Here is a 26,606-nt window from a genome sequence, read left to right as displayed (position 1 = left end):
TTTAAAGCAGTTTATTTCTCAGCAAATATAAGACTTATCAAAAAAAGTTCCAAGTATTGTAGAGAATAAAAATAAAACCTTTATATTTGCACAATACTATATATGTATGAACATACAAAATCTCAAATAGAAGTAAACATGAGAAAACCTAATTATGATAAATATCCTTCTACAAAGATAACAGGAATGATTGCGCAAGGGTGGGATACTATCATTACCATTTTAAAAGAAAAAATGAACGGGAAAAAGGTCCTGGCGATTGACATGTATACGGGAGTATATGAAGAAGAAGTGATGGAAGCTTTTAAGAAAGTTTTCTCCGAAAAAGTAATCAACGTGCGAGGTTTAATGAAACCGGAACAAGAAATTCTCGCAATGACCGAACGCTTCATGACAGAAGATGTACTGTTTGGGTACGTGACTAATCTGAAATTACAAGATTATTTTGATGCAGACAAATTAGCAAAAGCCCAGCAGGAAGTCAATGAATTCGAAGGCACTATGCTAATCATTGGAACGGGGGCTTCTTTAGTGGCTCCCCAAGATGCGCTAATTATTTATGCAGATATGGCGCGCTGGGAAATACAGCAACGTTTCCGACGCCATGAGGTAATGGCTTTAGGAGTGGACAACCGGACCGAAATGGTTTCCTTACAATATAAAAGAGGATATTTTAATGATTGGAGAGTTTGCGACAGCTATAAAGATAGTTTATTTAGCAGGATAGATTATTGGATCGATACTCATATAGCCGGATCACCGAAAATGATTGATCGGGAAACTTTCTTTAAAGGAATAGAGGCAACAATAAAAACACCGTTTCGGGTAGTTCCTTTCTTCGATCCGGCTCCTTGGGGCGGTCAGTGGATGAAAGAGGTTTGTGACTTAGATCGTGAGCGCAAGAACTTTGGTTGGTGTTTCGACTGTGTACCGGAGGAAAACAGTCTTTACTTTGAAATAAATGGTGTACGATTTGAATTACCTTCTATTGACTTAGTTCTGCTGAAAAGCAAAGAATTATTGGGTGAACCCGTAGAATCACGATTTGGCAAAGACTTCCCTATTCGTTTCGACTTTTTAGATACGATGCAAGGAGGTAATTTAAGCCTACAGGTACATCCAACTACACAGTTTATTCGTGAAAGTTTCGGCATGTATTATACTCAGGACGAAAGCTATTACCTGTTAGATGCCGGAGAAGACGCAGTGGTTTATCTGGGAGTAAAAGAAGGAGTAGATAAAGAAGCCATGATTAATGATCTACGTACAGCTCAAAAGGGAGAACAGATTTTTGATACTGAAAAATACATCAACAAGATTCCCGCAAAGAAGCATGATCATTTCTTAATCCCGGGAGGCACGATACATTGCTCCGGTGCAAACAGCATGGTACTTGAAATAAGTTCGACACCCAATCTTTTTACTTTCAAATTATGGGATTGGCAACGTTTGGGTTTAGACGGTAAACCACGTCCTATTAACATAGAACGAGGAAAACACGTCATCAATTGGGACCGAAATACGGAATATGTATATCAGCACCTTCGTAATCAATTTGAAGAAGTTGCATCAGGAAACGGTTGGGTAGAAGAACGTACCGGCTTACATCCGAATGAATTTATCGAAACCCGCCGCCACCGCTTCTCATCGTCAGTATTGCATCACACGAATGACAGTGTAAACGTGCTGAACCTGCTTGAAGGAGAAGAAGTGGTAGTTGAAAGTCCGACTCATAATTTTGAACCTTTTGTGGTACATTATGCCGAGACTTTCATCATACCTGCCGGAATCAAAGAGTATACGATCAGTCCTTATGGTAAATCTGCCGGAAAAGAATGTATAACATTGAAAGCCTACGTACGTTTTTAATAATAACTAACAGACACATTAATCTAATATCCTGAGACCTATGTATGAACATGACGAACGAATTGTAATGACCCTTGATGCCGGAGGAACCAACTTCGTGTTTTCGGCAATGCAAGGTTGTCGCGAAATAATAGATTCTATTTGCTTACCGGCAGTATCCGACAACTTGGAGCATTGCCTGTCTGTGCTTGTAGAGGGATTTCTGGAAGTAGAAAAGCGATTACCCAAACTTCCGGTAGCCATAAGTTTTGCTTTTCCCGGACCCGCTGATTACGAGCATGGGATTATAGGTGATTTGCCCAATTTCCCTGCATTCAGAGGGGGAGTAGCACTTGGTCCCTATTTGGAGGAGCAATTCGGTATTCCTGTTTTTATTAATAATGATGGCAACTTGTTTGCTTACGGTGAAGCTTTGTCAGGCACTCTTCCCGAAATAAATAAACTCTTGAAAGCTGCGGGAAGTAACAAAATATACAAGAATCTATTAGGAATAACATTAGGTACAGGATTCGGTGCCGGAGTGGTCATTGACAATCGATTACTAACCGGAGATAACGGTTGCGGTGGTGACGTTTGGATCATGCGGAATAAGAAATATCCGGAGATGATAACGGAAGAAAGTGTCAGCATTCGTGCCGTCAGACGAGTATATCAAGAGGTTAGCGGAGAAGATGCTTCCTCACTGACTCCTAAAGATATTTTTGATATTGCCGAAGGAACAAAAAAGGGAAATCAGCAAGCTGCTATCAACAGTTTCTATGAATTAGGAGAAATGGCGGGTCATGCTATCATTCAGGCACTGAATATTGTAGACGGTTTAGTCGTCATTGGAGGAGGAATAGCCGGAGCAGCCAAATACATTCTTCCAAGTATGATGAAAGAAATGCAAAGACAGATTCACACATTTGCCGAAGCCTCTTTTCCCTGCTTACAAATGGAAGTATTCAATTTGACAGAGGAAGAAGGTAGGAAGAACTTCCTGAAAGAGAAAAATACGATAGTGAATATTCCATTTTCTAAGAAACAAGTCATTTATGCCAACCATAAAAAAGTAGGTATCGCAGTTTCTTCATTAGGAACGAATAAAGCTGTAGCTTTGGGAGCTTATACTTTTGCCCTGTCCCAACTGGAAACATAGATCTTCAGTTTTTATATTAGAGTAGTATAATAAAATAAGAAGTAGTTAATAGAAAAAATAAGTATAATATGATGAGGTTGAAATGGATAAGTTCCCTGTTTGTTTTAGTCGGTATTTGGGGATGTAGTTCTCCCAAGACTCTTAATCTTGTAGAGTATGTAAATCCTAATATCGGAACCATACATAGTCGTTGGTTCTTTTATACCCCCGCAGCTGAACCTTTCGGATTAGCAAAGTTAGGTGCTTCTACAAACGGCACTTACGGGAACAATCAGGGATGGGAAGCTGTGGGCTATGAAGACGGACATACTTCAATTGATGGTTTCCCTTGTCTGCACGAGTTTCAAATTGGCGGTATTTCTCTGATGCCGGTTACAGGAGAGGTAAAGACAAATCCGGGAAAACTGGAAGACCCGGACAATGGTTTTCGTTCTCGTTTTGATAAGAAAGATGAAATCGCACGTCCGGGGTATTATGCAGTCTTTCTAAAAGATTACCAAGTTAAAGCGGAACTTACGGCTACGGCTCGTGTTGGCTTTCAACGATATACATTCTCGGATTCTGAAAATGCACACATTCTTTTTAATATAGGAAACCGTCAAGGAGAAAGTGGTGCTGTACGCGATGCGTATATTAAACAGGTCAATAAGAATACAGTTGAAGGATATGTGATTACAGAACCGGAATACGTAAAGAAATACCAGGCTGGTGCTTCTGTTGCCATGTATTTCTATGCTAAACTAGATCGAGCTCCGGAATCGGTGGAAGTCTTCTATCAGGATAGCACCCTGATGCCCGGCAATGAAATAAAAGGACCGGGAGCTATTATGTGCTTAAATTACAAAACCAAGAAAGATGATGTTGTTACTATAAAAGTAGGATTGTCGTATACATCAATCGAAAATGCGAAATTGAATCTGGAAGCAGAAGCTGAAAAACTTACCTTTGACGAAGTGGTACAAGCAACGACAGAGAAATGGAATGAATCGTTGAACCGTATTGTGGTATCAGGAGGTACGGAAGATAGTAAAATCAAATTCTATACCGGATTGTATCATGCTTTGTTAGGTAGAGGACTTGCCAATGATGTGAATGGAACTTATCCTAAAAATGACGGTACCATCGGGCAAGTTCCATTAAATAAGAATGGGAAACCTGAACACAATCATTATAATACGGATGCTGTCTGGGGAGCGTATTGGAACCTGACTCCTCTCTGGGCGTTAGCTTATCCGGAATACTATAATGACTTCGTTAATAGTCAATTGCTAGTATATAAAGATGCCGGTTGGTTGGGAGATGGTATTGCTACCAGTAAATATGTTTCAGGAGTAGGAACCAACATGGTAAGCATTGCATTGGCTGGTGCATATAATAGTGGTATCCGTAATTTTGATGTCGAAACAGGTTATCAGGCCGCTCTGAAAAATGAACTTGGCTGGGAAGGGCGTATTGAAGGAGCTGGTAAAACGGATGTGAAACAGTTTGTAGAGAGAGGTTATGTACCTTATGAAAATAGTATTTTTTACGGTACGCATTCAGAAGGTTCCAGCTTCTCGGCATCACATACATTAGAGTATAGCTTCAGTGCTTATGCAGTAGCTCAATGGGCGAAAGCATTGGGACATACGGAAGATTACAAACGTTTGATGTCATTATCAAATGGCTGGGAAAAATTGTTTGATGATTCATTAAAGATGATTCGTCCACGAGTTCCTCAGGGTGAATTTATCGATAACTTCAATCCATTGGAATCATGGAGAGGATTTCAAGAAGGGAATGCAATGCAATATACTTTCTTTGTTCCACAGAATCCAAGTCGTTTGATTGAGAAAGTAGGCAAAGAATTATTCAATAATCGCCTCGATTCTATTTTTACAGAAGCTCGTAAGTCTATCTTCGGAGGAGGAAAAGTGGTGAATGCTTTTTCCGGTCTGCAAAGTCCTTATAATCATGGAAATCAACCGAGCCTCCACATATCTTGGCTATTCAACTTCTCCGGAAAGCCATTTCTCACTCAGAAATGGACTCGCTTAATTTGTGATGAGTTTTATGGTACTAGCGGTGAGCATGGTTACGGTTATGGACAAGATGAAGACCAGGGACAATTGGGTGCATGGTATGTAATGGCTGCAATGGGGTTGTTTGACGTACAGGGCGGTTCTTGCGAACGCCCTACTTTCCAAATGGGCAGTCCCTTATTTGATAAGATCGAAATTAAACTTAACCCAATGAATGCTGTGGGACAAACTTTTGTCATTGAAACAGTTAATAATACACCGGATGCTTATTATATACAATCAGCAACTTTGAATGGGAAACCATTGGAACAATGCTGGATGTATCGGGACGAACTCTATCAGGGAGGAATACTCAAATTAACCATGGGAAACCAGCCTAAAGAACAATGGGGAGTAGAAAATCCTCCGCGTTGTTCCGAATAAATAGTTACTTAAAACAAATAAGAAGATATTCATGAAAACACAAAATTCAACATTAGCGACTCTTCCCATTCTTTTTGGTTTCTTTGTAATGGGATTCTGTGACATAGTCGGAATTTCTTCCGACTATGTTCAACGTACTTTCGGCTGGTCTCCTGCTATGACGGGATTTGTTCCTTCTCTTGTTTTTATCTGGTTCTTGTTCTTAGGAATCCCTATCGGAAATCATATGAACAAGTGGGGACGTAAAAATACAGTATTACTTAGTATGACAATTACTGTAATAGGTATGTTATTGCCCTTAATCAGCTATAATAGTGCAACTTGCATGATCGCTTATGCTCTTCTAGGAATTGGTAATGCAATTCTGCAAGTTTCACTGAATCCATTGTTGAGTAATGTTATTACCAACCAACATTTATTGACCAGCAGTCTGACTGCAGGACAAGTGATTAAAGCTGTTTCGTCTCTTGTCGGACCGGAAATTGTTCTGTTTGCCGTCGCTTATTTTGGAGATGATAAATGGTATTATTGTTTCCCGATATTAGGTTGCATCACCTTATTGTCAGCAATTTGGCTAATGGCTACTCCTATAAAGAGAGAAGATTCTGCCACAACACAACTACTGCCTATTAGTGATACTTTTTTCTTGTTGAAAGATAAAAAGATACTGCTATTGTTCCTTGGCATTTTCTTTATAGTCGGTGTGGATGTGGCTACCAACTTTATTAGTTCTAAACTAATGGCCGAACGTTTTAACTGGACAACAGAACAAGTAAAATTCGCTCCACAGGTTTATTTCCTGACTCGTACGATAGGGGCATTATTAGGCGTTTTCTTCTTGGCACGCATTGCCGAAATGAAGTATTTCAGAGTAAACATAATCGCATGTCTTTGCTCTTTATTGATCTTAGCATTCGTAGAAAATGATATAACAAACCTGATTTGTATTGGTGCTGTTGGTTTCTTTGCCTCTTCAGTATTCTCTATTATTTATTCAATGGCATTACAAGCAAGACCGGAAAAGGCTAATCAAATCTCTGGTCTGATGATTACTGCGATTGCGGGTGGAGGAGTAGTCACTCCTATTATTGGTATAGCAATCGGGAAAGTCGGTATTATTGGTGGTGTGTTTGTTACGTTAGTATGCGTGTTGTATTTAACTTATTGTGCTTTCGGCATAAAAACAGGCAAATTAAACTAAGCAATAAAACCATGTTAATGCAATCTAAAAGGAGTTACTATCCATAACTCCTATAAAAATGAAAGATATTGCTTATATCTATCCTTCGCATTACTTAATAAACTTTCTTCTAAACAAACATTTTCCTGAAAAAAAGAATGTTCCAAGTTTATCCCCCCCTTCTTCACTGACTTGTTCCAATTTCCGATAATATGCCCTTCATGAAGTAATACCGGATAAAATAATCCATTGTTTGTAAATGCTTTAGGGTAGAATTCTTTAGGTAGAACGTCCGTCCGATCCTTATATCCTAGAAGGTACTCATCATATGGAGGGAGTAAATGTAAACTATCAGCTATTTTACCACGAGTGCGGCAAGAGTTATGAATATACCAAGTCTGGCTATTCCACTGTTCAGTAATCATTTCAGACTCTATCAGATAAACAGCCTGTTTTGCTTCAGAAATCGATAATCCGGACCACCAGATAAAATCCTGCAAAACGGCAGGAGCGTGACTACGAAAATAATTTCTTGCCAAACGGGCTAAAGCCTCATCCCTCGTTATTTCCGGTACAGGAGGGACACGTTCCTCCAAAAGCATATAAGTATGTTTTCTTCCCTGACACTCACCACTACAGATAATGCCTTCAACTTCCGCACGTGCCATGAAACGAGTCATGTGATAGGTATCCGCTAAAAGCCCGGCACGTTCAAAATGTTCTGCTATTTCCTGTTTAGTGAGGTTTTTCTTTCCACATAAGATTTTTTCCAATAGGTTATTACTTTTTGTATAAACCTCCTCTGTAATATCTAAACTATGTCCTTTAGCATAAGAGTCATTCGCAGACTTGATATGTTGAGCAGAAAGTTTCAACATCCACCGAATATCTTCTGCAACCACCAAATGCCAAGTCGGCCGCATCACATGAATCCTTAATATCTCTCCTTTTTGCAATGCTTTTTCCACTGTTTGTATAGTTGCTGATTTTAACCGCATCCCAACAGCCCATTTTACCATTGTATAATCTTGAGCCTGTATCGCTCCCATCCAAGACACTAATTCTTTAGGTCGGCAAAATTGTGGATTTAATAACTGTTGATTTAAAAGACGAATTGTTAATAGATTCATATCAGTCGATTTTATCCACAAAAATAAGATTTCTATCCCATATAAATCAAATATACTTCCGGTTTTCTTTTTAATAGTCTTAAGAACATTAACAAACAAACATACTAACAAGAATTTCAATCTACTTTGCGAGTTAAAGAGACAGAAATAATAAATAATACTCCTTCCTACTTCTGTTTTCATTTTAATGATTAATTCTCCCTAGTTATTTGTATATTTGCAGATAAAATTATTCATTCATAAACATGAGCCACGAATTGGAAGATCTACTAAAAACATTTGAAAAGAAAGGTATCAATCGCCGCCATTTTTTCAAACTGATGGCAGCAGCAGGTTTAGTGACCGCTGTTGGCATATACAAGGCGAAAGAATTTTCAAGCAACGCTAAAGGAAAAATTGTCATTATCGGAGGAGGAGCTGCTGGTATCAGCATGGCTGCCCGCCTAAACGATTGGTTGGACGAACCGGATATTACATTAATCGACCCTAGCGATCGTCATTTCTACCAGCCCGGATTCACCCTGATCGCATCAGGTGTCTACCAACCCGACGAAGTATGGAGGAAACAAGAAGACTGTATGCCAAGTGGCATCAAGTGGATAAAAGATTCTGTCGCTGCTATTGATCCAAATAAAAACCAAGTTACAACTAAAAACAATGGTAAAATTGCATATGACTTCTTAGTCCTGACACCTGGTCTTCAGACTAACTGGGAAAAGGTTGAAGGTATTACACAAGCAACATTAGGAGAAGGTAATGCTCATAGCATCTATGATTTCGAAGGTGCACAAAAAACTTGGAAAGCCTTACAAGAATTCAGCAAGACAGGTGGTAAAGCCATCTATACCGACACCTATACAAAGCACAAATGCGGAGGTGCACCTAAAAAAATATGTTTACTGACAGATGATTACACTCGTAAACAAGGAACACGCGATAATGCAGACATGCATTATTACACAGCCTCTAAAGAATTGTACGACATTCCTTTCTTCACTCCACGTCTATTGAAAATTTACGAGGAACGCAACATCCCTATCAATCTGAATGTTCGTGTAAAAGGAGTAGATACAGTTGCCAAACAAGTACATTTCGAAAAGATTGAAACCGTAGGCGATCAGAAAGTCTATACGCCATTCATTGAAGACTATGACTTCCTTCATTTTACGCCGCCCATGTCGGCTCCCGACTTCGTACGTGAAGCCGGATTAGGCTGGACGGAAGGAAAACTGGCCGCCGAAGCTTGGGTCATGGTAGACAAAGAAACATTAGTCCATAAGACTTACCCAAATATCATTTCTTTAGGAGATGTTGCCGGAATCCCAACCAGTAAAACATCAGCTGCCGTCCGCAAACAGGTACCAATTGCTGCCAAGAACCTGATCTCACTAATGGAAGGTAAGGAACCTGAAGAGAAATACGACGGATATGCCGCTTGCCCGATCGTAACAGATTACGGACACGTACTATTATGTGAATTCAACTACAAGAAAGAACCGGAGATTTCTTTCCCGTTCAACCTAATCGACACTTCCAAAGAACAACGAGCAGCTTGGTGGCTGAAAGTTCACATCTTAAAACCTATGTATTTCTACGGAATGTTGAATGGGTTTGCATAGAAATCCGGAAAAGCATAAATAACAAAAACATCTAACAAAAAATCCTCGTACCCATAGAAATATGGGGCGAGGATTTTTGTTTTATTCCCCACTTCAATTTACTCCGCCAACAGATATTCGTACCATTTCTCACAAAATAATCACCATCTATATCCCGTATATTCACACCATTATAATATCTTTGTTATGTAATATACACAATAACAATGAAAATAAAAATAGTTAATTATTTACTGCTACTTACCGTATCTGTATTCTTCTTAACCGGATGTATACAAGACGACGATGAAGAACCGAACGGAGCTAACATTCAAGTGAATGATGAGTTACCCACATTTTCTGTACGATTGAATACTGGTGAAACAATTACCAGCCAATCGTTAGAAGGAAAAATTTCATTCATAGTGTTCATAAGTGTAACTTGCCCAGACTGTATTGCTATTCTTCCTATTATAGAGAGGTTGTATATAGAATACAAAGACAATAAGGATATTGTCATATTCACAATTAGTCGTGAACAAGGAGAACAAATAGTAGGAAAATTCTGGAAGGAACAACGCTACACAATACCTTATTCGGCCCAAGAAGACCGAACTGTTTACAGTTTATTCGCCAAAAGCGGAGTTCCACGCATATATATTGCAAATAAAAACCAAATAGTCCAATATATATATACAGATGATCCTCTTGCCAAATATGAGGAACTTAAAGGTAATATAGAGTCATTAATCAAAGCATTCGATAAATCACCAGAAAAATAAATTTACAAAGTGTATAAAAGCATTGAGTCTATTTGAAAATAAAAGTTTATTTGATTTTTATTTCTTCTTTTGTAATAATCAACTATACAAATACGACTAACTTTCCATAATAAGTAAAAAATAAAAGAAGTGGAAGAAGAATTCATCGAACTATCAGCAAGAGAATATCTCATACATGATATACATTCAGAAGATAACTCCATGACAGACAGAAAAGAGCAATTATACCAAGCAATTAATCAATTAGACAATATAGAAAAAGCAACTATCATTCTCTATCTTGAAGGCTACGAATACAAAGAAATATCAATCTTAATAGATATTTCCGAAACCAATGTTGGAGTGAAAATTAATAGAATCAAGAAGCAACTCATAAAACGGATAAAAGATGGAAGAAAATAATTTAAAAGAATTCTGGAAAGAAATACATATTAACACCGAAGAGAAACCGGTTAATATAAAGGAGGTTATACGCAGAAAACACTGCAATGTAATTTCTCACACATTACATCGTCAGAAAATTCTAATCTGTCTATTTACTATCTTCCTGATAATTTCAGTGGCAACCAGTACTTTAGATACGATCATTATGGAAAGATTCTCTATTCGCCTATGGATACCAAGCACCTTTCTATTATATTTGTTACTTTCGAGTATCAGACACTATCAACTATATACAAAATCAGCCGATTTATATTCAATCACAGATTCTGATAGGATACTTAAAAGACAATTAAAACGGAAGATCAATTTTGATTTTATGATCTATCTGATATATTTTTATGGAATGGCCATCAGATTAATCTGCATGTATTTTAGCAGTTTAGATGAATTAAAAAGTATGTCACTCCTTTTAATACTCTTTGTCGGACTTCTTTTTATTATTCCCTGGCTAATAAGATATCAGCAGAAACACCGATACAGATATTATTTCAACTCACTTGATAAGAGTCGTAAGCAGTTGGAAGTCTCCGAATAAATCTCTACTTTTGCCCTCTATAACAAAGAATATACTTAGAATGGTACGCTATAAACTCACCTCTCCGCCAATGGTAAAAGCAACAATCCAGTTGCCAGCCTCCAAAAGTATCAGCAACCGCGCACTCATCATCAATGCGTTGGGTAAAGGTATTTATTCTCCTGAGAACCTGTCCGACTGTGATGATACCCAAGTTATGATAAAGGCTTTGACTGAAGACAAGGAAACGATCGATATCTTGGCTGCCGGAACTGCCATGCGCTTCCTGACCGCTTATCTAAGTGTTACTTCAGGAGAACGTACTATCACAGGAACTGCTCGTATGCAGCAACGTCCCATACAAATATTGGTGAATGCTCTTCGTGAACTGGGAGCTGATATCGAATATACAGGAAATGAAGGTTTTCCTCCATTACATATTATAGGGACAGAACTAAAAAAGAATGAAATCACGTTGAAAGGAAATGTAAGTTCCCAATACATTTCCGCTTTATTAATGATAGGACCTGTACTCAAAAACGGACTAACATTACAATTAAGCGGAGAGATCATCTCACGCCCCTATATCAACCTTACATTACAATTAATGAATGATTTTGGAGCAAAAGCCGCATGGACTGCTCCTAACCGTATTTCTGTTGCACCACAACCATACGAGAGTATTCCTTTTACTGTAGAAAGCGATTGGAGTGCTGCCTCCTATTGGTATCAGATTGCAGCATTATCTTCCAAAGCAGAAATAGAATTATTGGGATTATTTCACCAGAGCTATCAAGGAGACAGCCGTGGAGCAGAAGTTTTCTCACGATTGGGAATCACCACCGAATTTACAGCTAAAGGTATAAAGCTGAAAAAGACTGGTAAAGCACCCAAAAGATTGGACGAAGACTTTGTTGATATTCCAGATCTGGCACAAACATTCGTTGTAGCTTGTGCATTGTTGAATATTCCTTTCCGTTTTACTGGCTTACAGAGTCTAAAAATCAAAGAGACAGACCGCATTACTGCTTTAAGAAATGAGTTGAAAAAACTAGGATACCTTATCGAAGAAGAAAATGATAGTGTATTAATGTGGAATGGTGAACGTTGTACTCCTGAACAAACACCAATGATCCAAACATACGAGGACCATCGGATGGCAATGGCATTTGCCCCGGCAGCCATTCTCTATCCGAATCTTCAAATCGTAGAACCAGAAGTAGTGTCTAAATCATATCCTAATTATTGGGAAGATTTAAGGCAAGCTGGGTTTCAAATAATAAACGTAAAGTAACTATTATATTGTGAAAGATTTTAATAAATACACTTCACATATCAATTTCTCCCCTGTTATAGACTTTACAATCCAACAGGGGAAATCTGTTAGTTATAAAAAAGGGGAATACTTCGTCCGACAAGGAGAAATCTGCAAAACTTTAGGATTTGTAACCTCCGGCTCTTTCAGATACTGTTGTATCAATAGTTTGGGAGAAGTGAATATTGTAGGCTATACCTTTGAAGAGTCTTTTGTCGGCAACTATCCTGCCGTTCAACTGCAAGATAGATCAAACGTAGACATACAAGCTTTATGTGATTGTACTGTATATGAACTCACTCATCAACAAGTTAATGAGTTTTATGAAGCCAACGTAGAACATCAACGTTTAGGACGCCACATTGCCGAAACCTTATTATGGGAAGTCTACGACCGAATGATTTCAATGTATAGCCTGACGCCGGAAGAACGTTACCTGGAAATCTTAAACCGCTGCCCCGGCTTGCTAAAACTTATCACTTTAAAAGAACTTGCTTCCTATCTCCTGATCCGTCCCGAAACACTTAGCCGAATACGAAAAAGAGTCGTTCGCAAACAATAGCATACACTTGCACCCATACAACTACCATTATAAGTATCAATTTCCTGTCTAAATAGTTAAACTACAAATTTCTTTCAATTCTTGATTGAAATCAAGAATATTCTCATTATCCTCCTCTACTTTTGCAGGCAAAACCATACTGACATTCACTTATGAAAAGAATAATGATTATAGGTGCCACTTCGGGCATTGGTCGCGGATTAGCAGAACAATATCTGCGAGAAAATTGTCTGGTCGGCATTACCGGACGCAGAGAAAACTTACTTAAAGAACTCTTCAATCAAAATCAAGATCAAGTATTTTATCAGGTATGTGATATTACCAACACCCAAACCACCCTCTCAAGATTAGAATCACTTGTACAGAAAATGGGAGGAATGGATATTCTGATTATCTGTGCAGGAACGGGAGAGTTAAACCCGGAACTATCTTATCAGCTGGAAGAACCGACTCTATTAACCAATGTAATCGGATTTACCCATATAGCCAATTGGGGCTTCCGCTATTTCGAAACCCAAAAGAGCGGTCATTTAGTCGCCATTTCTTCCGTAGGAGGTACTCGAGGAAGTGGCATCGCTCCCGCTTACAATGCTTCCAAAGCCTATCAAATCAACTACATGGAAGGACTTCGACAAAAAGCGACCAAATCTCCGTACCCTATTTATACTACGGATATTCGTCCCGGATTTGTAAACACAGCTATGGCAAAAGGAGAAGGGCTATTTTGGGTCACACCAGTAGATAAAGCTGTAAAACAAATAACGAAAGCCATCTCTCATAAGAAAAAGGTAGCTTTCGTCTCCAAAAGATGGAAATATGTAGCATGGCTGTTCAGATTGATACCTTCGGCTCTTTATTGCAGAATGTAATTAACTAATAGCTTTTCTCATTCGCCATCTTCCACATATTCAAGAAAGAGGCTTTAGTTATTTCTACAATTTTATCCCAATTCAACCGGTCGGCATGGTCCGATGGTTGGTGATAGTCAGGATGCCCATCTGTATGATACCAAATAATAGGAATACCGACTTTGGCAAATGTACCGTTATCGCTACCTCCCACAGGATTATCCCACGCACGATAATCAGGTTGAAGTTTCAACCCATACTTTTTAATGTCCTCTTTCAGCCAATCACCAAAAACAGGATGAGCTGCGGTATAGAAATAAACAACCTGTTGAGGTTGTTCGGGCTTATTATTACGTCCGATCATATCGAAGTTCAAATATCCTTTAATCTGAGAAATAAAAGGGCAATTCTGTACAAAATATTTAGAACCGAGCAAACCTTTCTCTTCTCCATCCCAAAAAGCAAAGATGACATTCCGTTCCGGTTGCTGCCCACTCGTAACAAAAGCGCGGGCTATCTGTAATACAGCAGATACACCGGAAGCATTATCATCCGCACCGTTATATATCTGATCCCCATCGAGAGCCGGATCAACCCCTAAATGATCAAAGTGCGCACCTACAATAACATATTCATTGGCATTTTTACCGGGAATCATTCCCAGAACATTTCTCATAGAAAGTTTTTGATGGACTCCAAGTTTCAACTTTGCAATAGAATCAGGATGCACCTCAAGTCTCCCTTGCTTCTGGCGTTCTTTACGGTAAGCTTCGAAAGGCTGAAAATAACTTTCATTCAAAGGTTGTATTCCCATCCACTGTAATAAAGAAACGATGTATTCAGAAGATACACGTGCCCCATGAAATCCTGCCTCACGCCCTTCCAACTCATCTGCAGCCAAAAAGCCAATAGTAGCTTTAGCAGAAGAACAATTAATACTTCTCAACCCTTTTTCTAGTGGAGTCTGAGCATAAAGACTCCAGCTGGCAAATAATAATCCTACTAACAAAATATGTTTCCTCATAGTATTATATAGATTTTAATTTAATAGCTAATTCCAACGATAACCCTCCAGCTTCCATCCTTTGCGTATAGGTATCTCTTTCTGGCAAGTCTTTTCTCCTGGGTTATCGTAAATCGAAAGTATATACCGCATATAATCGGACGGACGGACTTGTTCCAATGATTCAAAAAGCTCATTCAAAGCATCTGCTCCCAGACAATTGGAATGACAATCCAACTGAGTTAATATCCACGTATCCTCAATTGACAAGTGCGTCAATTGATTATTATCACAACGTAAATAAGCAATTGAAAAAGCTCCTGGCATATGTAATTCCGTTAGTTTATTGTAACTACAACCAAACTCGGTCATCGTTGGCAATTTATCCAGAAAATCAATCTTATCAAAATTACAATAATTGATAAACAAGGAACCTATTGCCATCCCATCATCAAATTTTAATGTCGAAAGATTCGGATTACAACTGCAATCGACTTCCTTTAAGAGAGGCAGACCTTTCATAGAAAGAGAAGTCAGGTTATTATAAGAACAGTATAATTTCTCCAGATAAGGCTTACTACCTATTTCCAATGATGTCAATTTAGGATTCGAATAAATCTGTAATGTTTTCAAGTTATCACACTGAACGATATCCAACCGTTCCAGATCAGGCATATTGCCAATACTAAGATCTTCCACATTAGGACAAGAAGTACTCAAATCCAATTCTGTAGTAGATTTTAAACTATTTATATTCAAATTAGTCATCCGAGGCAGAATTCCCAAATGCAAGTCACTCACATTCAATAATTCGGTCCCTATCGCACAATAATCCAATTCTTCGGCCCAAATTCTAACACGATAACTCCGGCAATTTCCATATTTATAACTAATAATCGTTTGACTGGGATCTTCAATCTTTTGTAAACGCCCATCTCCCCAATCGATCACCATTCTCCCTCCATTGGCAGACAAATCAATTTGCCTCCAATCACTGGCTATCTCTACCGTAAACTGGATTGTATTCTCATTTGTCATCTTCGGAGTTACAAAGTCATCACCAAACACACTTCTGTCTTCTGCACAAGAAATGCAAAGAAAGAATAAACATATACCTACTATATCGAACAAATGAAGTCGTTTCATCGTATAATAATTTAGTTAGTAAGGTACAAAAGTAAGAAAAGAAATAGATACCATACATGATAGAATACAAATTAATAAGTAACTTTGCAGAAAATTGACTGATTATAATTATGTGGATACTCATAACGGGTCTAGTGTTGCTGGGCATTATCGCACTGATTGCCGGAATAATCCGCAACAAAAGACTGGAACAGAAAATTGCCAAAGGCGAATTGGATCGAATGCCTGAAGTGAAGGAAGTGGATGTAGAATGCTGCGGACAACATGAGATATGCGAGAAAGAAAGTCTTTTGGCTGCCGTCAGCAAAAAAATAGAATATTACGATGACGAAGAGTTGGATCAGTTTATCGGACGGACCGGAGACACCTATACCGATGAAGAGACCAATCAATTTCGAGATGTATTGTATACCATGCAGGATGTAGATGTCGCAGGATGGATACGCAGTCTGCAACTTCGAGGAGTTGAACTGCCGGACGATCTTAAAGATGAAGTATTCTTGATCATCGGAGAACGCAGGACATCACACTCATAATTCAAAATTTAAAAAGTGGATTTACTACAATATACATTCTTTCAACATGCCCTATTAGGAAGCTTGCTGGCAAGCATTGCCTGTGGAATTATCGGTACATATATCGTTACCCGCCGACTGGTGTTTATCAGTGGCGGAATAACCCATGCCTCTTTCGGAGGGATAGGATTAGGATTGTTTACTGGGATTTCGCCAATACTTACAGCTGCCATCTTTTCCGTACTATCTGCTTTTGGAGTAGAATGGCTCAGTAAACGGAAAGACATGCGGGAAGATTCTGCCATCGCTGTATTCTGGACTTTAGGAATGGCTCTAGGCATCATGTTCAGTTTTCTGTCTCCGGGTTTTGCACCCGACCTTTCCGCTTATCTTTTCGGGAACATTCTAACCATCAATCAGGTAGATTTATGGATGTTGGGGATATTAGCCCTAATAATGACCGGATTCTTCTATTTGTATATCCGCCCTATCGTATATATCGCTTTCGACCGGGAGTTTGCCCGTTCTCAAAAGATCCCCGTAGAAATATTTGAGTATCTGCTAATGATGTTCATCGCATTAACGATTGTCGCTTGCTTACGTATGGTAGGCATTGTTTTAGCTATCTCATTACTCACAATCCCGCAAATGACTGCCAATCTGTTTACATATAATTTCAAGAAAATCATCTGGCTATCTATTGTCATCGGTTTTCTGGGATGTTTGGGAGGATTGTTCATCTCTTATCATTGGAAAGTACCTTCGGGGGCTTCCATTATATTCTTCTCTATTCTGATTTATGCAATTTGCAAAACCGGGAAGAGCCTTATCAAAAAATAGTTAGATAAAAAGTTAGCATATGGAAATCAAAATTCAATCGTTAGAAAACATCCATGAAGCAGCTCGCGAATTTATTGCTGCCATGGGAGACAACACAGTCTTTGCCTTATATGGAAAAATGGGCGCAGGTAAAACTACATTTGTCAAAGCACTTTGCGAAGAACTAGGCGTTTCGGATGTAATTAGTTCTCCAACTTTTGCTATTGTTAATGAATACCGTTCGGATGAAACGGGAGAATTGATTTATCATTTCGACTTTTACCGTATCAAAAAACTGAGTGAAGTTTATGATATGGGCTATGAGGACTATTTCTATAGCGGTGCTCTTTGTTTCATTGAATGGCCAGAACTGGTAGAAGAGCTATTACCGGGAGACGCTGTAAAAGTAACTATAGAGGAATTGGAAGACGGAAGCAGAACTATTAAGTTATGACTGGACAATATATCGTACAAGGAATCTTTGCGCTGGCAGGAATAACTTCCCTGCTGGCGGCATTGTTTAACTGGAACTGGTTTTTCACTACCCGCAATGCACAATCTATCGTCCGGAATGTGGGGCACAATCGGGCACGACTTTTCTATGGAGTATTAGGAATTGTGCTTATCGGTATGGCTACTTTCTTCTTTATCGAGACACAGAAAGCACTTGGATTATAAATTTAGTTCCAACTGGTAAAACTACAATAATTGTCTTGACTTTATCTCCAGATATTTATTGATTACGTCAATAGACAGATTCTCAGGAGTAGTCAGCAAGGAATAAATTCCATGCTGTTTCAAAGTAGAAACAATCAGTCTCTTTTCAAAAGCAAATTTCTCGGCAATTACATGCCGGTAGTATTCTTCAGCATTTTGTGCAGGAGCAGCAATATAGGCTTTCAAATCCGCATCTTCAAAAAAGACGACTAATAAACGATGCTGGCGATTCAACTGTTTCAAATAAGTTAGTTGCCGATTCATACTACTGATATTAGTAAAATTCGTATATAAAATCAGAAGGCTTCGTTTACCAACATGCTTATTCATGTGAACACAAAGAGCAGAAAAGTCTGTTTCACCAAAAGTCGTATGCTGACTATACAAACTTTCAAGGAGAGTCTGCATGTGTCCGGGCTGTTTAGAAGCCGGAACAAACGAATCAAAATGTTCGTCAAAGGTTACCAAACCTGCTTTATCTTCTTTTTGTAAAGCCACATAAGATAGCACTAAAGAAGCATTCATCGCATAATCAAGCAATGTCATTCCACGAAAAGCCTGTTGCATGATCCTCCCCTTATCAATCACATTAAAAATCTGTTGAGAACGTTCATCCTGATAAACATTCACCATTAATTGATGTCGGCGGGCACTGGCTTTCCAGTTGATTGTCCGATAATCATCTCCTTTTACATAATCTTTTATCTGCTCAAACTCTGTATGATGTCCTATCCGACGTATACGTTTAATTCCCAGCTCAGTAAGATTATCATTAATAGCCAGCAACTCATACTGGTGCAACATCAGATAAGAAGGATATACCTTGATTTCCAGAGGTTCACCACAAGTGTAACGTCGTGAAAGCAAACCGATCTGCAAGGTTACAAAGACTCTGATATGTCCAAAGCCGTAAACACCCCGTCTCGTTGGTCGCAGTGAATAAGTAATTGTTCTTCCTTCATTCGCTTGCAACTTTATCTTAAAATCAATATCACGTTTCTGAAAGATAAAAGGAATCTCATCAATAATATCCAGAGATACCGAGCGTGGATAACTACTTTCTACACGGATATTCACTTCATTGTTATCTCCGTTTGAAAAACGGTCGGCACATCGACGATATGCTCTGATCCCATGAATACTATAAAGTAGAAATCCGTCTATCAACGCCATCAGAAATAAGATAACAAGAGCTATTTGCCCTATTATAAACAATGGAGCAAATACATATCCGCTACCCAATAATAGGATAACCAGAACAAGGGCAATATAAAAACGGCGAGTGAGGTACAAATCCTTAAATTATAAATTATACAAATTGATTTAACAGCTAAGAGAATATTATTTCGGCACTTCCACCCTATCAATCAATCGTTGAGTAACCTTAACAGGAGAATATCCCTCCATCTCAGCTTCCGCAGTCAAAATCAAACGGTGTTGAAGCACAAAAGGAGCTACAAACTTAATATCTTCCGGTGTCACAAAATCACGGCCTTGTAGCAAAGCATATGCTTTAGAAGACTGCAACATGGCAACTGAAGCACGTGGAGAAGCTCCCAAATATACCGCCTTACTGGTACGGGTCTGTTGTACAATCATCGCAATGTATTGGATCAATGTACGATCTACAAAAACCTGCCCCATCAATGCCCGGAGCGATAATAACTCCTCACGAGTGATTGCTGGTACCACATTATCCAATTTTACCAATGAAGTATTTGTATGATGACGTTCCAAGATATTCACTTCCTCGTCCAAGGACGGATAACTCATCGTTATTTTCATTAAAAATCGATCGAGCTGTGCCTCAGGAAGCTTATAGGTACCTTCCTGTTCTACAGGATTCTGAGTAGCAAGAATGGTATAAAGGTCGCCCATCCGATACGTCATCCCGTCAATGGTTATCTGACGTTCTTCCATGACTTCAAACAGAGCAGCTTGTGTCTTGGCAGGTGCACGGTTAATCTCGTCCACCAATACAATATCAGCGAAAATAGGTCCTCTATGAAAATCAAAATCATTGTTTTTCATGTTGAATACTGTAGTACCCAATACATCACTCGGCATCAAATCCGGAGTGAACTGAATACGACTAAAGTCTGCATCTACCAAGCGGGCAGTCAATCGGGCCAACAAAGTCTTAGCAACTCCCGGCACTCCCTCTATCAAGATATGACCATTGGCAAGGATAGCAGTCAGCACCAAATCAACCGTTTGTTCTTGTCCAACAATAACGGAAGCAATCCTATCCTTCAGTTCTTGTATCTTCTCGGAAAAAAGCGTTAAATCTATCCGTTGTTCTGTATTCTCTTCCATATATTTTTTCTTTAGATATGATTCATTATTTCATTCATTTTATCAATAAATCGTTTCATCTCTTCCGCCGACAAAGTACGTCCTCCATAAATCACCGGTCTGATTTCACGAATAAATTTCCCTATTACTTCCACATCCATACCTGTTTTTTGAGCAATCTTAAGAAACGAGTACTCATCATCGGTCACTTCTTCAATATCTACCTGTACTTCTCTTCTTAACTCTTCTGCAAAATAAGTAAACTTCTTATGTACCAAGTTGGCATGATCATTCTTTTGATAATAAAGTGTACCTATCAATTTAGTAAATTCCAGCGATCTATTCTCCGGTTCAGGAATCACAGGTATCGCTCTTTGCCTCCTTTTTGCAGTAAATATCATGAAAAGCAATATTGCAATCATAGTTAGGTATATGGCCCAACGTAAAGGACGCTGAGAGAGGAAATACCTGAGAGGCGTTTCCTGCAATTGTTCTATTCCTTGCTGATATGCCGCTGTACGCACGACAGGCAAGTTTTTCATTCTTGACAATAACCGGAAAAGATAAGTTGCGTTGTCTCCATCCAACACACCATAATTCGTAAAAAGCAAAGGCGTAGACACTAAAATGATTTCCCCTTTCCCCCATGGACGGACAAATGCCATTGAAGGATGATAATTTCCATATACCTTTGCTGTATCTTCATCAATCACAACGTCATCCATGCCTCCTACAAGATCTTTCTCCGCCAACCTTTGAAAAGGCAATGAATAATAATCACGAAAATAAGAGCTACATAGAATTGGATAAAAACAAAATACTTGTCGGGAATAAACAGTAGTATCCCCTACCCAATAAATACTATCCTTTTTTGCTAATGAAGACGCATACTTTTTCATCATCAACGGACTAAAATAAGAATAGGAGCAAGTAAACTTCAAAGTATCTTCCAATTCCTTACCAAAGGAAGTACTTATCAACATAATCTTATTCCCCCGTTCAGCCATTTCCAACAAAGACTCTACATCCAATTCACTAAACCTCAGAGACTTATCCACTATCAATATAGCCCGATTATGTAATGTGTCTTCCTGTTCCAATTGATAAAATGTTTTGGACGAGAGAGAATAGCCAAGAGGTAAAGAAGATGACAATATACTATCGAACAATGCGCATCCGAAAGGTTGTTTATCATAATGACTAAAAGTTGGAGTCCACACGAATTTCTTTGGCATACGATATTCCACTGCAAACATCAGCAGCAGAAAAGCCGTAATACCCAAAATAAACCAACGACTTCCTTTCACGAAGCACCCCCTTTCCGGATCTCCTCTTGCAAGGTTTGCATTATACGGAAAAGTTGCTCCGTTGCTTCAAAATTTCCATAACGAACCCGCAGAAAATGATTTGTCAGTTCACGAAAGGCAGGCATTCGTACTTCGCTATTATATTGAGTAGCTGTTTTATACGGTTGCCAATCAATACGTTTGGCATCACTCAAGTACTTTAATGTCTGTAAATAAAGCAAACGTATAGCTTCCCGATAATCACTACGCGCAAGTGCGTCAGCAATTCCTTCCGGGAAATCAACTCCATAAATTGTATCCTCTTCTATAGTATATGGTAAAGCACTTTTAGGCGAACGCATAAAAAATCCGGGGCGTTTCCGGTAAACAAACCAGATAATCAGAAGCAAAATAACAATAGCAATACATATTAAAATCAACTCTGAATATTGCTCCGAAAAGCGGCCACCAAATATCTTACGTAATAATTCCCCAAACCGCTGGTTAATCCATTCAAAGAAATTAATCTCCGGAGTAATCAACTCACGATTATAGTCATAGGCAGGATCAGATTGCCAGACAGCAATCTGTGCCGTATCACAAACCAACGTATCTATAGAAGAAGTTATCATCCAGTTCAAATTCCGGTTTTAAAGTTTATCAAAATTATCAATATCATTTTCCACAGTCACACTATCTACAACTTCCGATGCATGACCATATTGATAAGCCAACCCGATCAAAGCAAATATCATTGAAAGATATGCACCGAATGCCTGAATAATGCCCAACAAATAAAGCAAAAAACTGTATCCCACTGATACAGTTGCCGTACTTCCTGTATCACTCATTGCAAAAAAGTACTTTACTACCGTAGCCACGTACCAAGGAACCATCGTCACTCCTTGTAACACACTACCAATAATTCCCATTATAATAGAAATTAAAAATATGCCTCCCCATGTTGCAAACCCTAATCGAAAAGTTTTTCCCAATGCTGCCATTATTGTAATATCTTCAAATAGATAAATAGGAGCAAATAACGCGAGTGGTACAGAAAAAGCAATCAAAAGTGGAATAGTAAGGGCCAATGTATACATCGACAAATACATTAAGACACCTATCGGAATCATCGCTAACGCAACTAATACAGTACTTACAACCATTAACAGCAACATGCGACCAATATTACGGAGCAACAAAGGCTTTAATTCTCTTAACGTAACACCTTGCAACCCTCCTTCACGCTCATTATAAGTACGTATTAATGTATACACTAGCGAAGATAGCATAGCTGTCCCGATCAAATACAGCAACATATACAACGCATAGTATGTCATAAACCCGGCCAGCATTCCTAAATCAGAATTTGCCACAGCACTATTGGCAAGAGTAGTCATTGTCATAGCCCCGCCCATAAGCCCGTTTAAACTTAATGCCTGTATAAGACACAACGGTAAAATCAAATAAGTAGTTAACTTCAACAGCGGTTTCCAATTTTCTTTTATAAAATCAAAAGCTGCGTTCAACTTCTCGCCAAAAGGACGTTTAACATACAGTGCAATTTTAGGTTTCTGTAATTCCATTTTTTTTCCTATTAGGTAAATAAATATAGTAGAAAATAATAAAAGCCAACGATGATAAGATCAATCCAAGCCGTAAAAAGTCAGGAATATCTGTATGACGGGTGACAAACCCCTCTATAAATCCCGCTAAAATGAATACAGGTATCGTACCCACTATAATCTTCAATCCTCTTTTTGCTCCCCGACGGAATGATTCTAATCTGGAATATGTTCCTGGAAATAGCCAGCCATTACCTAAAGCTATTCCTGCAGCACCGGCTACAATAATCGCCCATAGCTCAAGCGTGCCATGCAAAAAGATTGCCAGAGAAGATTCCCAAAGCAAATCATGCTGATAAAAGAATGCTTGAAAAGCACCTACCATAATCCCGTTCCTCAAAAGGATATATCCTGTACCGAAACTAGTTAATAATCCCATTGCAAAACAATGAAAAGATACCATTATGTTATTTAATGTAATACCTAGAAACATAGGAATTTCGGAAGAGCCGTCATATACAGCCATCGGCTCTCCATTCGCTATATTGTTCAAAGTCATATCTACGTACCGATCTCCTAAAATCAATCTAACGAAATCCGAATCATTCACAGATGACAACACACCAATGAATACACTTACCATGAAAACACAAAAGGAGATCAATAATTCACGACGAGCATCATACATTGTTTGTGGAACCTCACGAGTCCAAAAAGTGATAATCCGCGTCCATTTCTCACGCTTATTCCGATAGATCTCGTTATGCAACGAAGAAGCAAGATTATTCAGATAGATTGTAATACGGGAGTTAGGAAAATGGGTTTGAGCAAATGCCAGATCAGCAGTCAGATCCGAATAAACATCGGCAAGTTGATCAGGGGACAAACGTTTAGCCTGTTCCACTACCTTCTCGGTATCTTTCCATTTATCAATATTCTGACGGATAAACGTTACTTCCTTCATGCCTTTCACGAGTGTTCGGATAAGATTTGTCCGAAACCGAAAGCAAAAGTAAGAGAATTTTAATATATTTGCAACGGAATCATAAAATGTTTAATCAAAAATGGCAGAATCTACAATTATCACCGGACAATTCGTTCGTATTAGCCAGACGCCCGCCAGTATAGGTGAACGTTTCATAGCATTTCTCATCGATTATATTTTGATTGTAATCTATTTGATGTCTACCATTACTCTTTTACTCAATTTTTATACTCCACGAGATTTCAACACTGTTATATATACGTTCCTCATTATCCTTCCAGTACTTTTTTACTCTTTTCTTTGTGAAACATTCAATCAAGGACAGAGTTTCGGAAAAAAGTTAATGAATATCCGCGTCGTAAAAATAGATGGTTCTACTCCCGGTATTAGTTCCTATTTACTTCGTTGGTTGTTGTTTCCCATCGATGTTCCTTTGACCGGAGGTTTAGGAGTCTTATCTGTCATATTGACCAAGAACAATCAACGTTTAGGAGATCTTGCTGCAGGAACTATGATAATTAAGGAGAAAAACTACCGGAAAATACATGTCAGCCTGGATGAGTTTGATTATCTGACAAAAGATTATCATCCTGTTTATCCGCAATCTGCTGACTTATCATTGGAACAGGTCAATGTAATTACTCGCACATTGGAATCAAACAAAAAAGATCGTGAACGCCGTATCACGATGTTGGCAAAGAAAGTACAAGAGCTTTTGTCTGTCACCCCTTTAGATTCCAATGGAGAACGTTTCTTACAAACTGTTCTTAGAGATTATCAATATTATGCGCTAGAAGAGATTTAAGTATACAAAAGCAACAAACTATTCCTATCCTTTAAAATACCTTCCGGACCGCTCGTTTCAGCGTTGTGATTTGCTTTTAAATTAGTATCTTTACATCATTGGAAACAACCTGTAAGAACAGATTCTTCGCGGAAGTTTGACACTTTCTGTCTTCGAAGAAATTTGTAACTCTCTTAAATAGCATCTATTAAAGTCCTTTCTTATATCAAATAAATATACTATTTATATTTAGCTACATAGTGAGATATGAAAAAAGTACCCAAAACACCATTATAGCGTAATTAGGTATCTATTTTGTAAAAGTGAAGTGTCAAAGATGAGAGTATAACGTTTCAAATAAACTAGAAGTGTAGGAAAGTATTATGAAAACCGCTTCTAAACCGATATTTTTTTCTAAATTTGTACTGCATAAATCCCTTCCAACCGGAAGGAAACCTGTTCTTTCAAGCGTTAAAATGTGTTTTTGCAGGCAAAGAACTATAACCGCAAGTTCTGATTATGAAACCGGAGCTTTTGATTATATAACCAAAAGCTTCAGTTATATAACCGGAGCTTGCGGTTATAGTTTTGTATAAAGGAAAAGAAAGTTATTACTTAATGGAGAACAAGTTTTCTATTAGTAGAGAGCAAGTTTTCTATTAATGGACACCAGACTATCCATTAATGAAATAGCGGCATGAACTAAATTCATATTATCTTAGCCTTAATCTGTTTCCATGTATTTCTTCAAGGTTCTCTTCTGCCCTATTCTCCCGTGTTCTTTCCGCAGCCCTTTCCGCTTTTCCTGAGTGAGAGTAATGGTGAGGCAAAACGTCTGTCCGCTCCCCCCAAAACAAGCAATGCAAAGACAGCACGGCTATGGTTTTCCCCCAAAACGCATGGAATGGCTGTAAAATGCCCTAATCCCCCTATTCTTATAATAGCATCTTAAACACATGACAGCCAGTGTGTCCTGTTGCTAAACAGCAAAATGAAAGTGACAATAGAAATGCTGCAAATGTCTATTGTCACCCTATTGTCACCACTCTATTGTCACCAATTTACCGTTGATTATCAGATGTATAACACTTAAAAGTGACAAATGACAATAAAATAACCGTTTTATCATGCTTAGTAGCCGTAGTTAATTGCTGCTTCATAGTAAGATATCCCCTCCCCAGCCATCCAATATCTTGTCCGGGCTTTAATATCTTATTCCCATGCTTCGGACAATCCGCTATTGTTAGTTTTCTGTTAGCAATCATCCTGTTATGGCAATAACCTCTTTAGATTTATTGGCGTATTATGCTTACGTATGCTATTATTTAGCTAATAGTTATTAGTTAAATAGTATAAAATACTAATATTATATTTGGTATTTATAATATAGTTAGTATATTTGCATTGTGATAGCGTATACGGTTAGTATCCATAATAAATAGATCTGTGATCCGCAAACCGGCATACGAGTCATATATACTAACATGCTAACCATTTTAGCCATTAAGAAAGGAGGAACCCCTATGAAACCTGACCCATAATCCGCCGTCATCTTGGAGTTGCCCGGCAGCCCCGGAAATAAATCCTGTTAAAAATCCCGCTCCCACCGGATTTTTTACGGTCCCGTTAGTAATACTTATTATACGGCTTCCATATTCCGGCCGCCT

At 38.5% G+C, this 26,606-nt stretch carries 24 protein-coding genes; 15 read left to right on the top strand and 9 right to left on the bottom strand.

Annotated elements, in window-relative coordinates:
- Positions 1–138: 138 nt before the first annotated feature.
- From CZ225_RS05105 to CZ225_RS05090, 4 genes are all read left to right on the top strand, one after another.
- On the top strand, positions 139–1,869 hold the full coding sequence (locus CZ225_RS05105; protein WP_077155698.1) for a class I mannose-6-phosphate isomerase: 1,731 nt from the start codon (positions 139–141) through the stop codon (positions 1,867–1,869).
- A 40-nt stretch (positions 1,870–1,909) separates the two neighbouring features.
- Positions 1,910–3,007 carry an ROK family protein gene (locus CZ225_RS05100; protein ID WP_077153216.1) on the top strand — a complete coding sequence of 366 codons (1,098 nt, stop codon included), beginning with the start codon at positions 1,910–1,912 and terminating at the stop codon, positions 3,005–3,007.
- Between the two features lie 68 nt (positions 3,008–3,075).
- Complete coding sequence (locus CZ225_RS05095) at positions 3,076–5,451, top strand: GH92 family glycosyl hydrolase (protein ID WP_077153215.1); 2,376 nt, start codon at positions 3,076–3,078, stop codon at positions 5,449–5,451.
- Positions 5,452–5,482: 31 nt separating this feature from the next.
- A complete protein-coding gene (locus tag CZ225_RS05090; RefSeq protein ID WP_077153214.1) occupies positions 5,483–6,652 on the top strand; it encodes an MFS transporter in 1,170 nt (389 codons plus the stop codon).
- Between the two features lie 50 nt (positions 6,653–6,702).
- Here the strand turns inward: CZ225_RS05090 and CZ225_RS05085 are convergent, their stop codons facing one another.
- Entirely contained in the window at positions 6,703–7,761 is a 1,059-nt protein-coding gene (locus tag CZ225_RS05085; RefSeq protein ID WP_077155697.1) for a winged helix DNA-binding domain-containing protein, read from the bottom strand.
- Positions 7,762–8,006: 245 nt separating this feature from the next.
- On the opposite strand from CZ225_RS05085, the gene CZ225_RS05080 reads away from it, so the two are divergent.
- The 6 genes from CZ225_RS05080 to CZ225_RS05050 all read left to right on the top strand — a co-directional run bounded on the left by CZ225_RS05080 (position 8,007) and on the right by CZ225_RS05050 (position 13,845).
- On the top strand, positions 8,007–9,380 hold the full coding sequence (locus CZ225_RS05080; RefSeq protein WP_077153213.1) for an NAD(P)/FAD-dependent oxidoreductase: 1,374 nt from the start codon (positions 8,007–8,009) through the stop codon (positions 9,378–9,380).
- 206 nt (positions 9,381–9,586) lie between these two features.
- Complete coding sequence (locus tag CZ225_RS05075) at positions 9,587–10,141, top strand: TlpA family protein disulfide reductase (RefSeq protein WP_077153212.1); 555 nt, start codon at positions 9,587–9,589, stop codon at positions 10,139–10,141.
- 129 nt (positions 10,142–10,270) lie between these two features.
- Entirely contained in the window at positions 10,271–10,543 is a 273-nt protein-coding gene (locus tag CZ225_RS23225) for an RNA polymerase sigma factor (protein WP_234982999.1), read from the top strand.
- 617 nt (positions 10,544–11,160) lie between these two features.
- Positions 11,161–12,393 (top strand): 3-phosphoshikimate 1-carboxyvinyltransferase, encoded by a 1,233-nt coding sequence (locus CZ225_RS05060; protein ID WP_077153210.1) that lies wholly within the window; start codon positions 11,161–11,163, stop codon positions 12,391–12,393.
- Between the two features lie 10 nt (positions 12,394–12,403).
- Entirely contained in the window at positions 12,404–12,976 is a 573-nt protein-coding gene (locus CZ225_RS05055) for a Crp/Fnr family transcriptional regulator (RefSeq protein WP_077153209.1), read from the top strand.
- Positions 12,977–13,128: 152 nt separating this feature from the next.
- Complete coding sequence (locus CZ225_RS05050; RefSeq protein ID WP_077153208.1) at positions 13,129–13,845, top strand: SDR family NAD(P)-dependent oxidoreductase; 717 nt, start codon at positions 13,129–13,131, stop codon at positions 13,843–13,845.
- Positions 13,846–13,849: 4 nt separating this feature from the next.
- On the opposite strand, the gene CZ225_RS05045 is transcribed toward CZ225_RS05050, so the two are convergent.
- A complete protein-coding gene (locus tag CZ225_RS05045; RefSeq protein WP_077153207.1) occupies positions 13,850–14,848 on the bottom strand; it encodes a M28 family metallopeptidase in 999 nt (332 codons plus the stop codon).
- A 27-nt stretch (positions 14,849–14,875) separates the two neighbouring features.
- On the bottom strand, positions 14,876–15,973 hold the full coding sequence (locus CZ225_RS05040) for a leucine-rich repeat domain-containing protein (protein WP_077153206.1): 1,098 nt from the start codon (positions 15,971–15,973) through the stop codon (positions 14,876–14,878).
- A 110-nt stretch (positions 15,974–16,083) separates the two neighbouring features.
- On the opposite strand from CZ225_RS05040, the gene CZ225_RS05035 reads away from it, so the two are divergent.
- Genes CZ225_RS05035 through CZ225_RS05020 form a run of 4 tightly spaced genes read left to right on the top strand, consistent with a single transcriptional unit; the run spans position 16,084 to position 17,985 of the window.
- On the top strand, positions 16,084–16,509 hold the full coding sequence (locus CZ225_RS05035) for a phospholipase (protein WP_077153205.1): 426 nt from the start codon (positions 16,084–16,086) through the stop codon (positions 16,507–16,509).
- 15 nt (positions 16,510–16,524) lie between these two features.
- Positions 16,525–17,328, top strand: a complete 804-nt coding sequence (locus CZ225_RS05030; protein ID WP_077153204.1) for a metal ABC transporter permease — start codon at positions 16,525–16,527, stop codon at positions 17,326–17,328.
- 19 nt (positions 17,329–17,347) lie between these two features.
- Positions 17,348–17,761 (top strand): tRNA (adenosine(37)-N6)-threonylcarbamoyltransferase complex ATPase subunit type 1 TsaE, encoded by a 414-nt coding sequence (tsaE, locus tag CZ225_RS05025; protein WP_077153203.1) that lies wholly within the window; start codon positions 17,348–17,350, stop codon positions 17,759–17,761.
- Positions 17,758–17,985, top strand: a complete 228-nt coding sequence (locus tag CZ225_RS05020; protein ID WP_077153202.1) for an immunity 17 family protein — start codon at positions 17,758–17,760, stop codon at positions 17,983–17,985. The genes tsaE and CZ225_RS05020 overlap by 4 nt, the downstream gene beginning before the upstream one ends.
- Positions 17,986–18,006: 21 nt before the next feature.
- Here the strand turns inward: CZ225_RS05020 and CZ225_RS05015 are convergent, their stop codons facing one another.
- The 6 genes from CZ225_RS05015 to CZ225_RS04990 are packed head-to-tail and all read right to left on the bottom strand — an operon-like array spanning position 18,007 to position 24,134.
- Positions 18,007–19,317 (bottom strand): DUF58 domain-containing protein, encoded by a 1,311-nt coding sequence (locus CZ225_RS05015; protein WP_077153201.1) that lies wholly within the window; start codon positions 19,315–19,317, stop codon positions 18,007–18,009.
- 48 nt (positions 19,318–19,365) lie between these two features.
- Complete coding sequence (locus tag CZ225_RS05010) at positions 19,366–20,340, bottom strand: AAA family ATPase (RefSeq protein ID WP_077153200.1); 975 nt, start codon at positions 20,338–20,340, stop codon at positions 19,366–19,368.
- Positions 20,341–20,351: 11 nt separating this feature from the next.
- Positions 20,352–21,626: a DUF4350 domain-containing protein gene (locus tag CZ225_RS05005; RefSeq protein WP_077153199.1), complete on the bottom strand. Its 1,275-nt coding sequence runs from the start codon at positions 21,624–21,626 to the stop codon at positions 20,352–20,354.
- On the bottom strand, positions 21,623–22,237 hold the full coding sequence (locus CZ225_RS05000; protein WP_077153198.1) for a DUF4129 domain-containing protein: 615 nt from the start codon (positions 22,235–22,237) through the stop codon (positions 21,623–21,625). Before CZ225_RS05000 ends, CZ225_RS05005 begins: the two co-directional genes overlap by 4 nt.
- An 18-nt stretch (positions 22,238–22,255) precedes the next feature.
- Positions 22,256–23,191 (bottom strand): hypothetical protein, encoded by a 936-nt coding sequence (locus CZ225_RS04995; protein WP_077153197.1) that lies wholly within the window; start codon positions 23,189–23,191, stop codon positions 22,256–22,258.
- A complete protein-coding gene (locus tag CZ225_RS04990; protein WP_025074066.1) occupies positions 23,172–24,134 on the bottom strand; it encodes a stage II sporulation protein M in 963 nt (320 codons plus the stop codon). The genes CZ225_RS04995 and CZ225_RS04990 overlap by 20 nt, the downstream gene beginning before the upstream one ends.
- 100 nt (positions 24,135–24,234) lie before the next feature.
- Here CZ225_RS04990 and CZ225_RS04985 point away from each other — a divergent pair, with 100 nt between their 5' ends.
- Positions 24,235–24,960 (top strand): RDD family protein, encoded by a 726-nt coding sequence (locus tag CZ225_RS04985; protein WP_077153196.1) that lies wholly within the window; start codon positions 24,235–24,237, stop codon positions 24,958–24,960.
- Positions 24,961–26,606 lie beyond the last annotated feature (1,646 nt).

It is taken from the genome of Bacteroides bouchesdurhonensis, from assembly GCF_900155865.1.
Classification (GTDB): domain Bacteria; phylum Bacteroidota; class Bacteroidia; order Bacteroidales; family Bacteroidaceae; genus Bacteroides; species Bacteroides bouchesdurhonensis.
This window is presented reverse-complemented; position numbering and strand designations above follow the sequence as displayed.

Coding starts and splice junctions, on each gene's coding strand:
- CZ225_RS05105 (WP_077155698.1), top strand. CDS start 139: ATGAGAAAACCTAATTATGATAAATATCCTTCTACAAAGATAACAGGA.
- CZ225_RS05100 (WP_077153216.1), top strand. CDS start 1,910: ATGTATGAACATGACGAACGAATTGTAATGACCCTTGATGCCGGAGGA.
- CZ225_RS05095 (WP_077153215.1), top strand. CDS start 3,076: ATGATGAGGTTGAAATGGATAAGTTCCCTGTTTGTTTTAGTCGGTATT.
- CZ225_RS05090 (WP_077153214.1), top strand. CDS start 5,483: ATGAAAACACAAAATTCAACATTAGCGACTCTTCCCATTCTTTTTGGT.
- CZ225_RS05085 (WP_077155697.1), bottom strand. CDS start 7,761: ATGAATCTATTAACAATTCGTCTTTTAAATCAACAGTTATTAAATCCA.
- CZ225_RS05080 (WP_077153213.1), top strand. CDS start 8,007: ATGAGCCACGAATTGGAAGATCTACTAAAAACATTTGAAAAGAAAGGT.
- CZ225_RS05075 (WP_077153212.1), top strand. CDS start 9,587: ATGAAAATAAAAATAGTTAATTATTTACTGCTACTTACCGTATCTGTA.
- CZ225_RS05060 (WP_077153210.1), top strand. CDS start 11,161: ATGGTACGCTATAAACTCACCTCTCCGCCAATGGTAAAAGCAACAATC.
- CZ225_RS05050 (WP_077153208.1), top strand. CDS start 13,129: ATGAAAAGAATAATGATTATAGGTGCCACTTCGGGCATTGGTCGCGGA.
- CZ225_RS05045 (WP_077153207.1), bottom strand. CDS start 14,848: ATGAGGAAACATATTTTGTTAGTAGGATTATTATTTGCCAGCTGGAGT.
- CZ225_RS05040 (WP_077153206.1), bottom strand. CDS start 15,973: ATGAAACGACTTCATTTGTTCGATATAGTAGGTATATGTTTATTCTTT.
- CZ225_RS05035 (WP_077153205.1), top strand. CDS start 16,084: ATGTGGATACTCATAACGGGTCTAGTGTTGCTGGGCATTATCGCACTG.
- tsaE (WP_077153203.1), top strand. CDS start 17,348: ATGGAAATCAAAATTCAATCGTTAGAAAACATCCATGAAGCAGCTCGC.
- CZ225_RS05020 (WP_077153202.1), top strand. CDS start 17,758: ATGACTGGACAATATATCGTACAAGGAATCTTTGCGCTGGCAGGAATA.
- CZ225_RS05010 (WP_077153200.1), bottom strand. CDS start 20,340: ATGGAAGAGAATACAGAACAACGGATAGATTTAACGCTTTTTTCCGAG.
- CZ225_RS05000 (WP_077153198.1), bottom strand. CDS start 22,237: ATGATAACTTCTTCTATAGATACGTTGGTTTGTGATACGGCACAGATT.
- CZ225_RS04995 (WP_077153197.1), bottom strand. CDS start 23,191: ATGGAATTACAGAAACCTAAAATTGCACTGTATGTTAAACGTCCTTTT.
- CZ225_RS04990 (WP_025074066.1), bottom strand. CDS start 24,134: ATGAAGGAAGTAACGTTTATCCGTCAGAATATTGATAAATGGAAAGAT.
- CZ225_RS04985 (WP_077153196.1), top strand. CDS start 24,235: ATGGCAGAATCTACAATTATCACCGGACAATTCGTTCGTATTAGCCAG.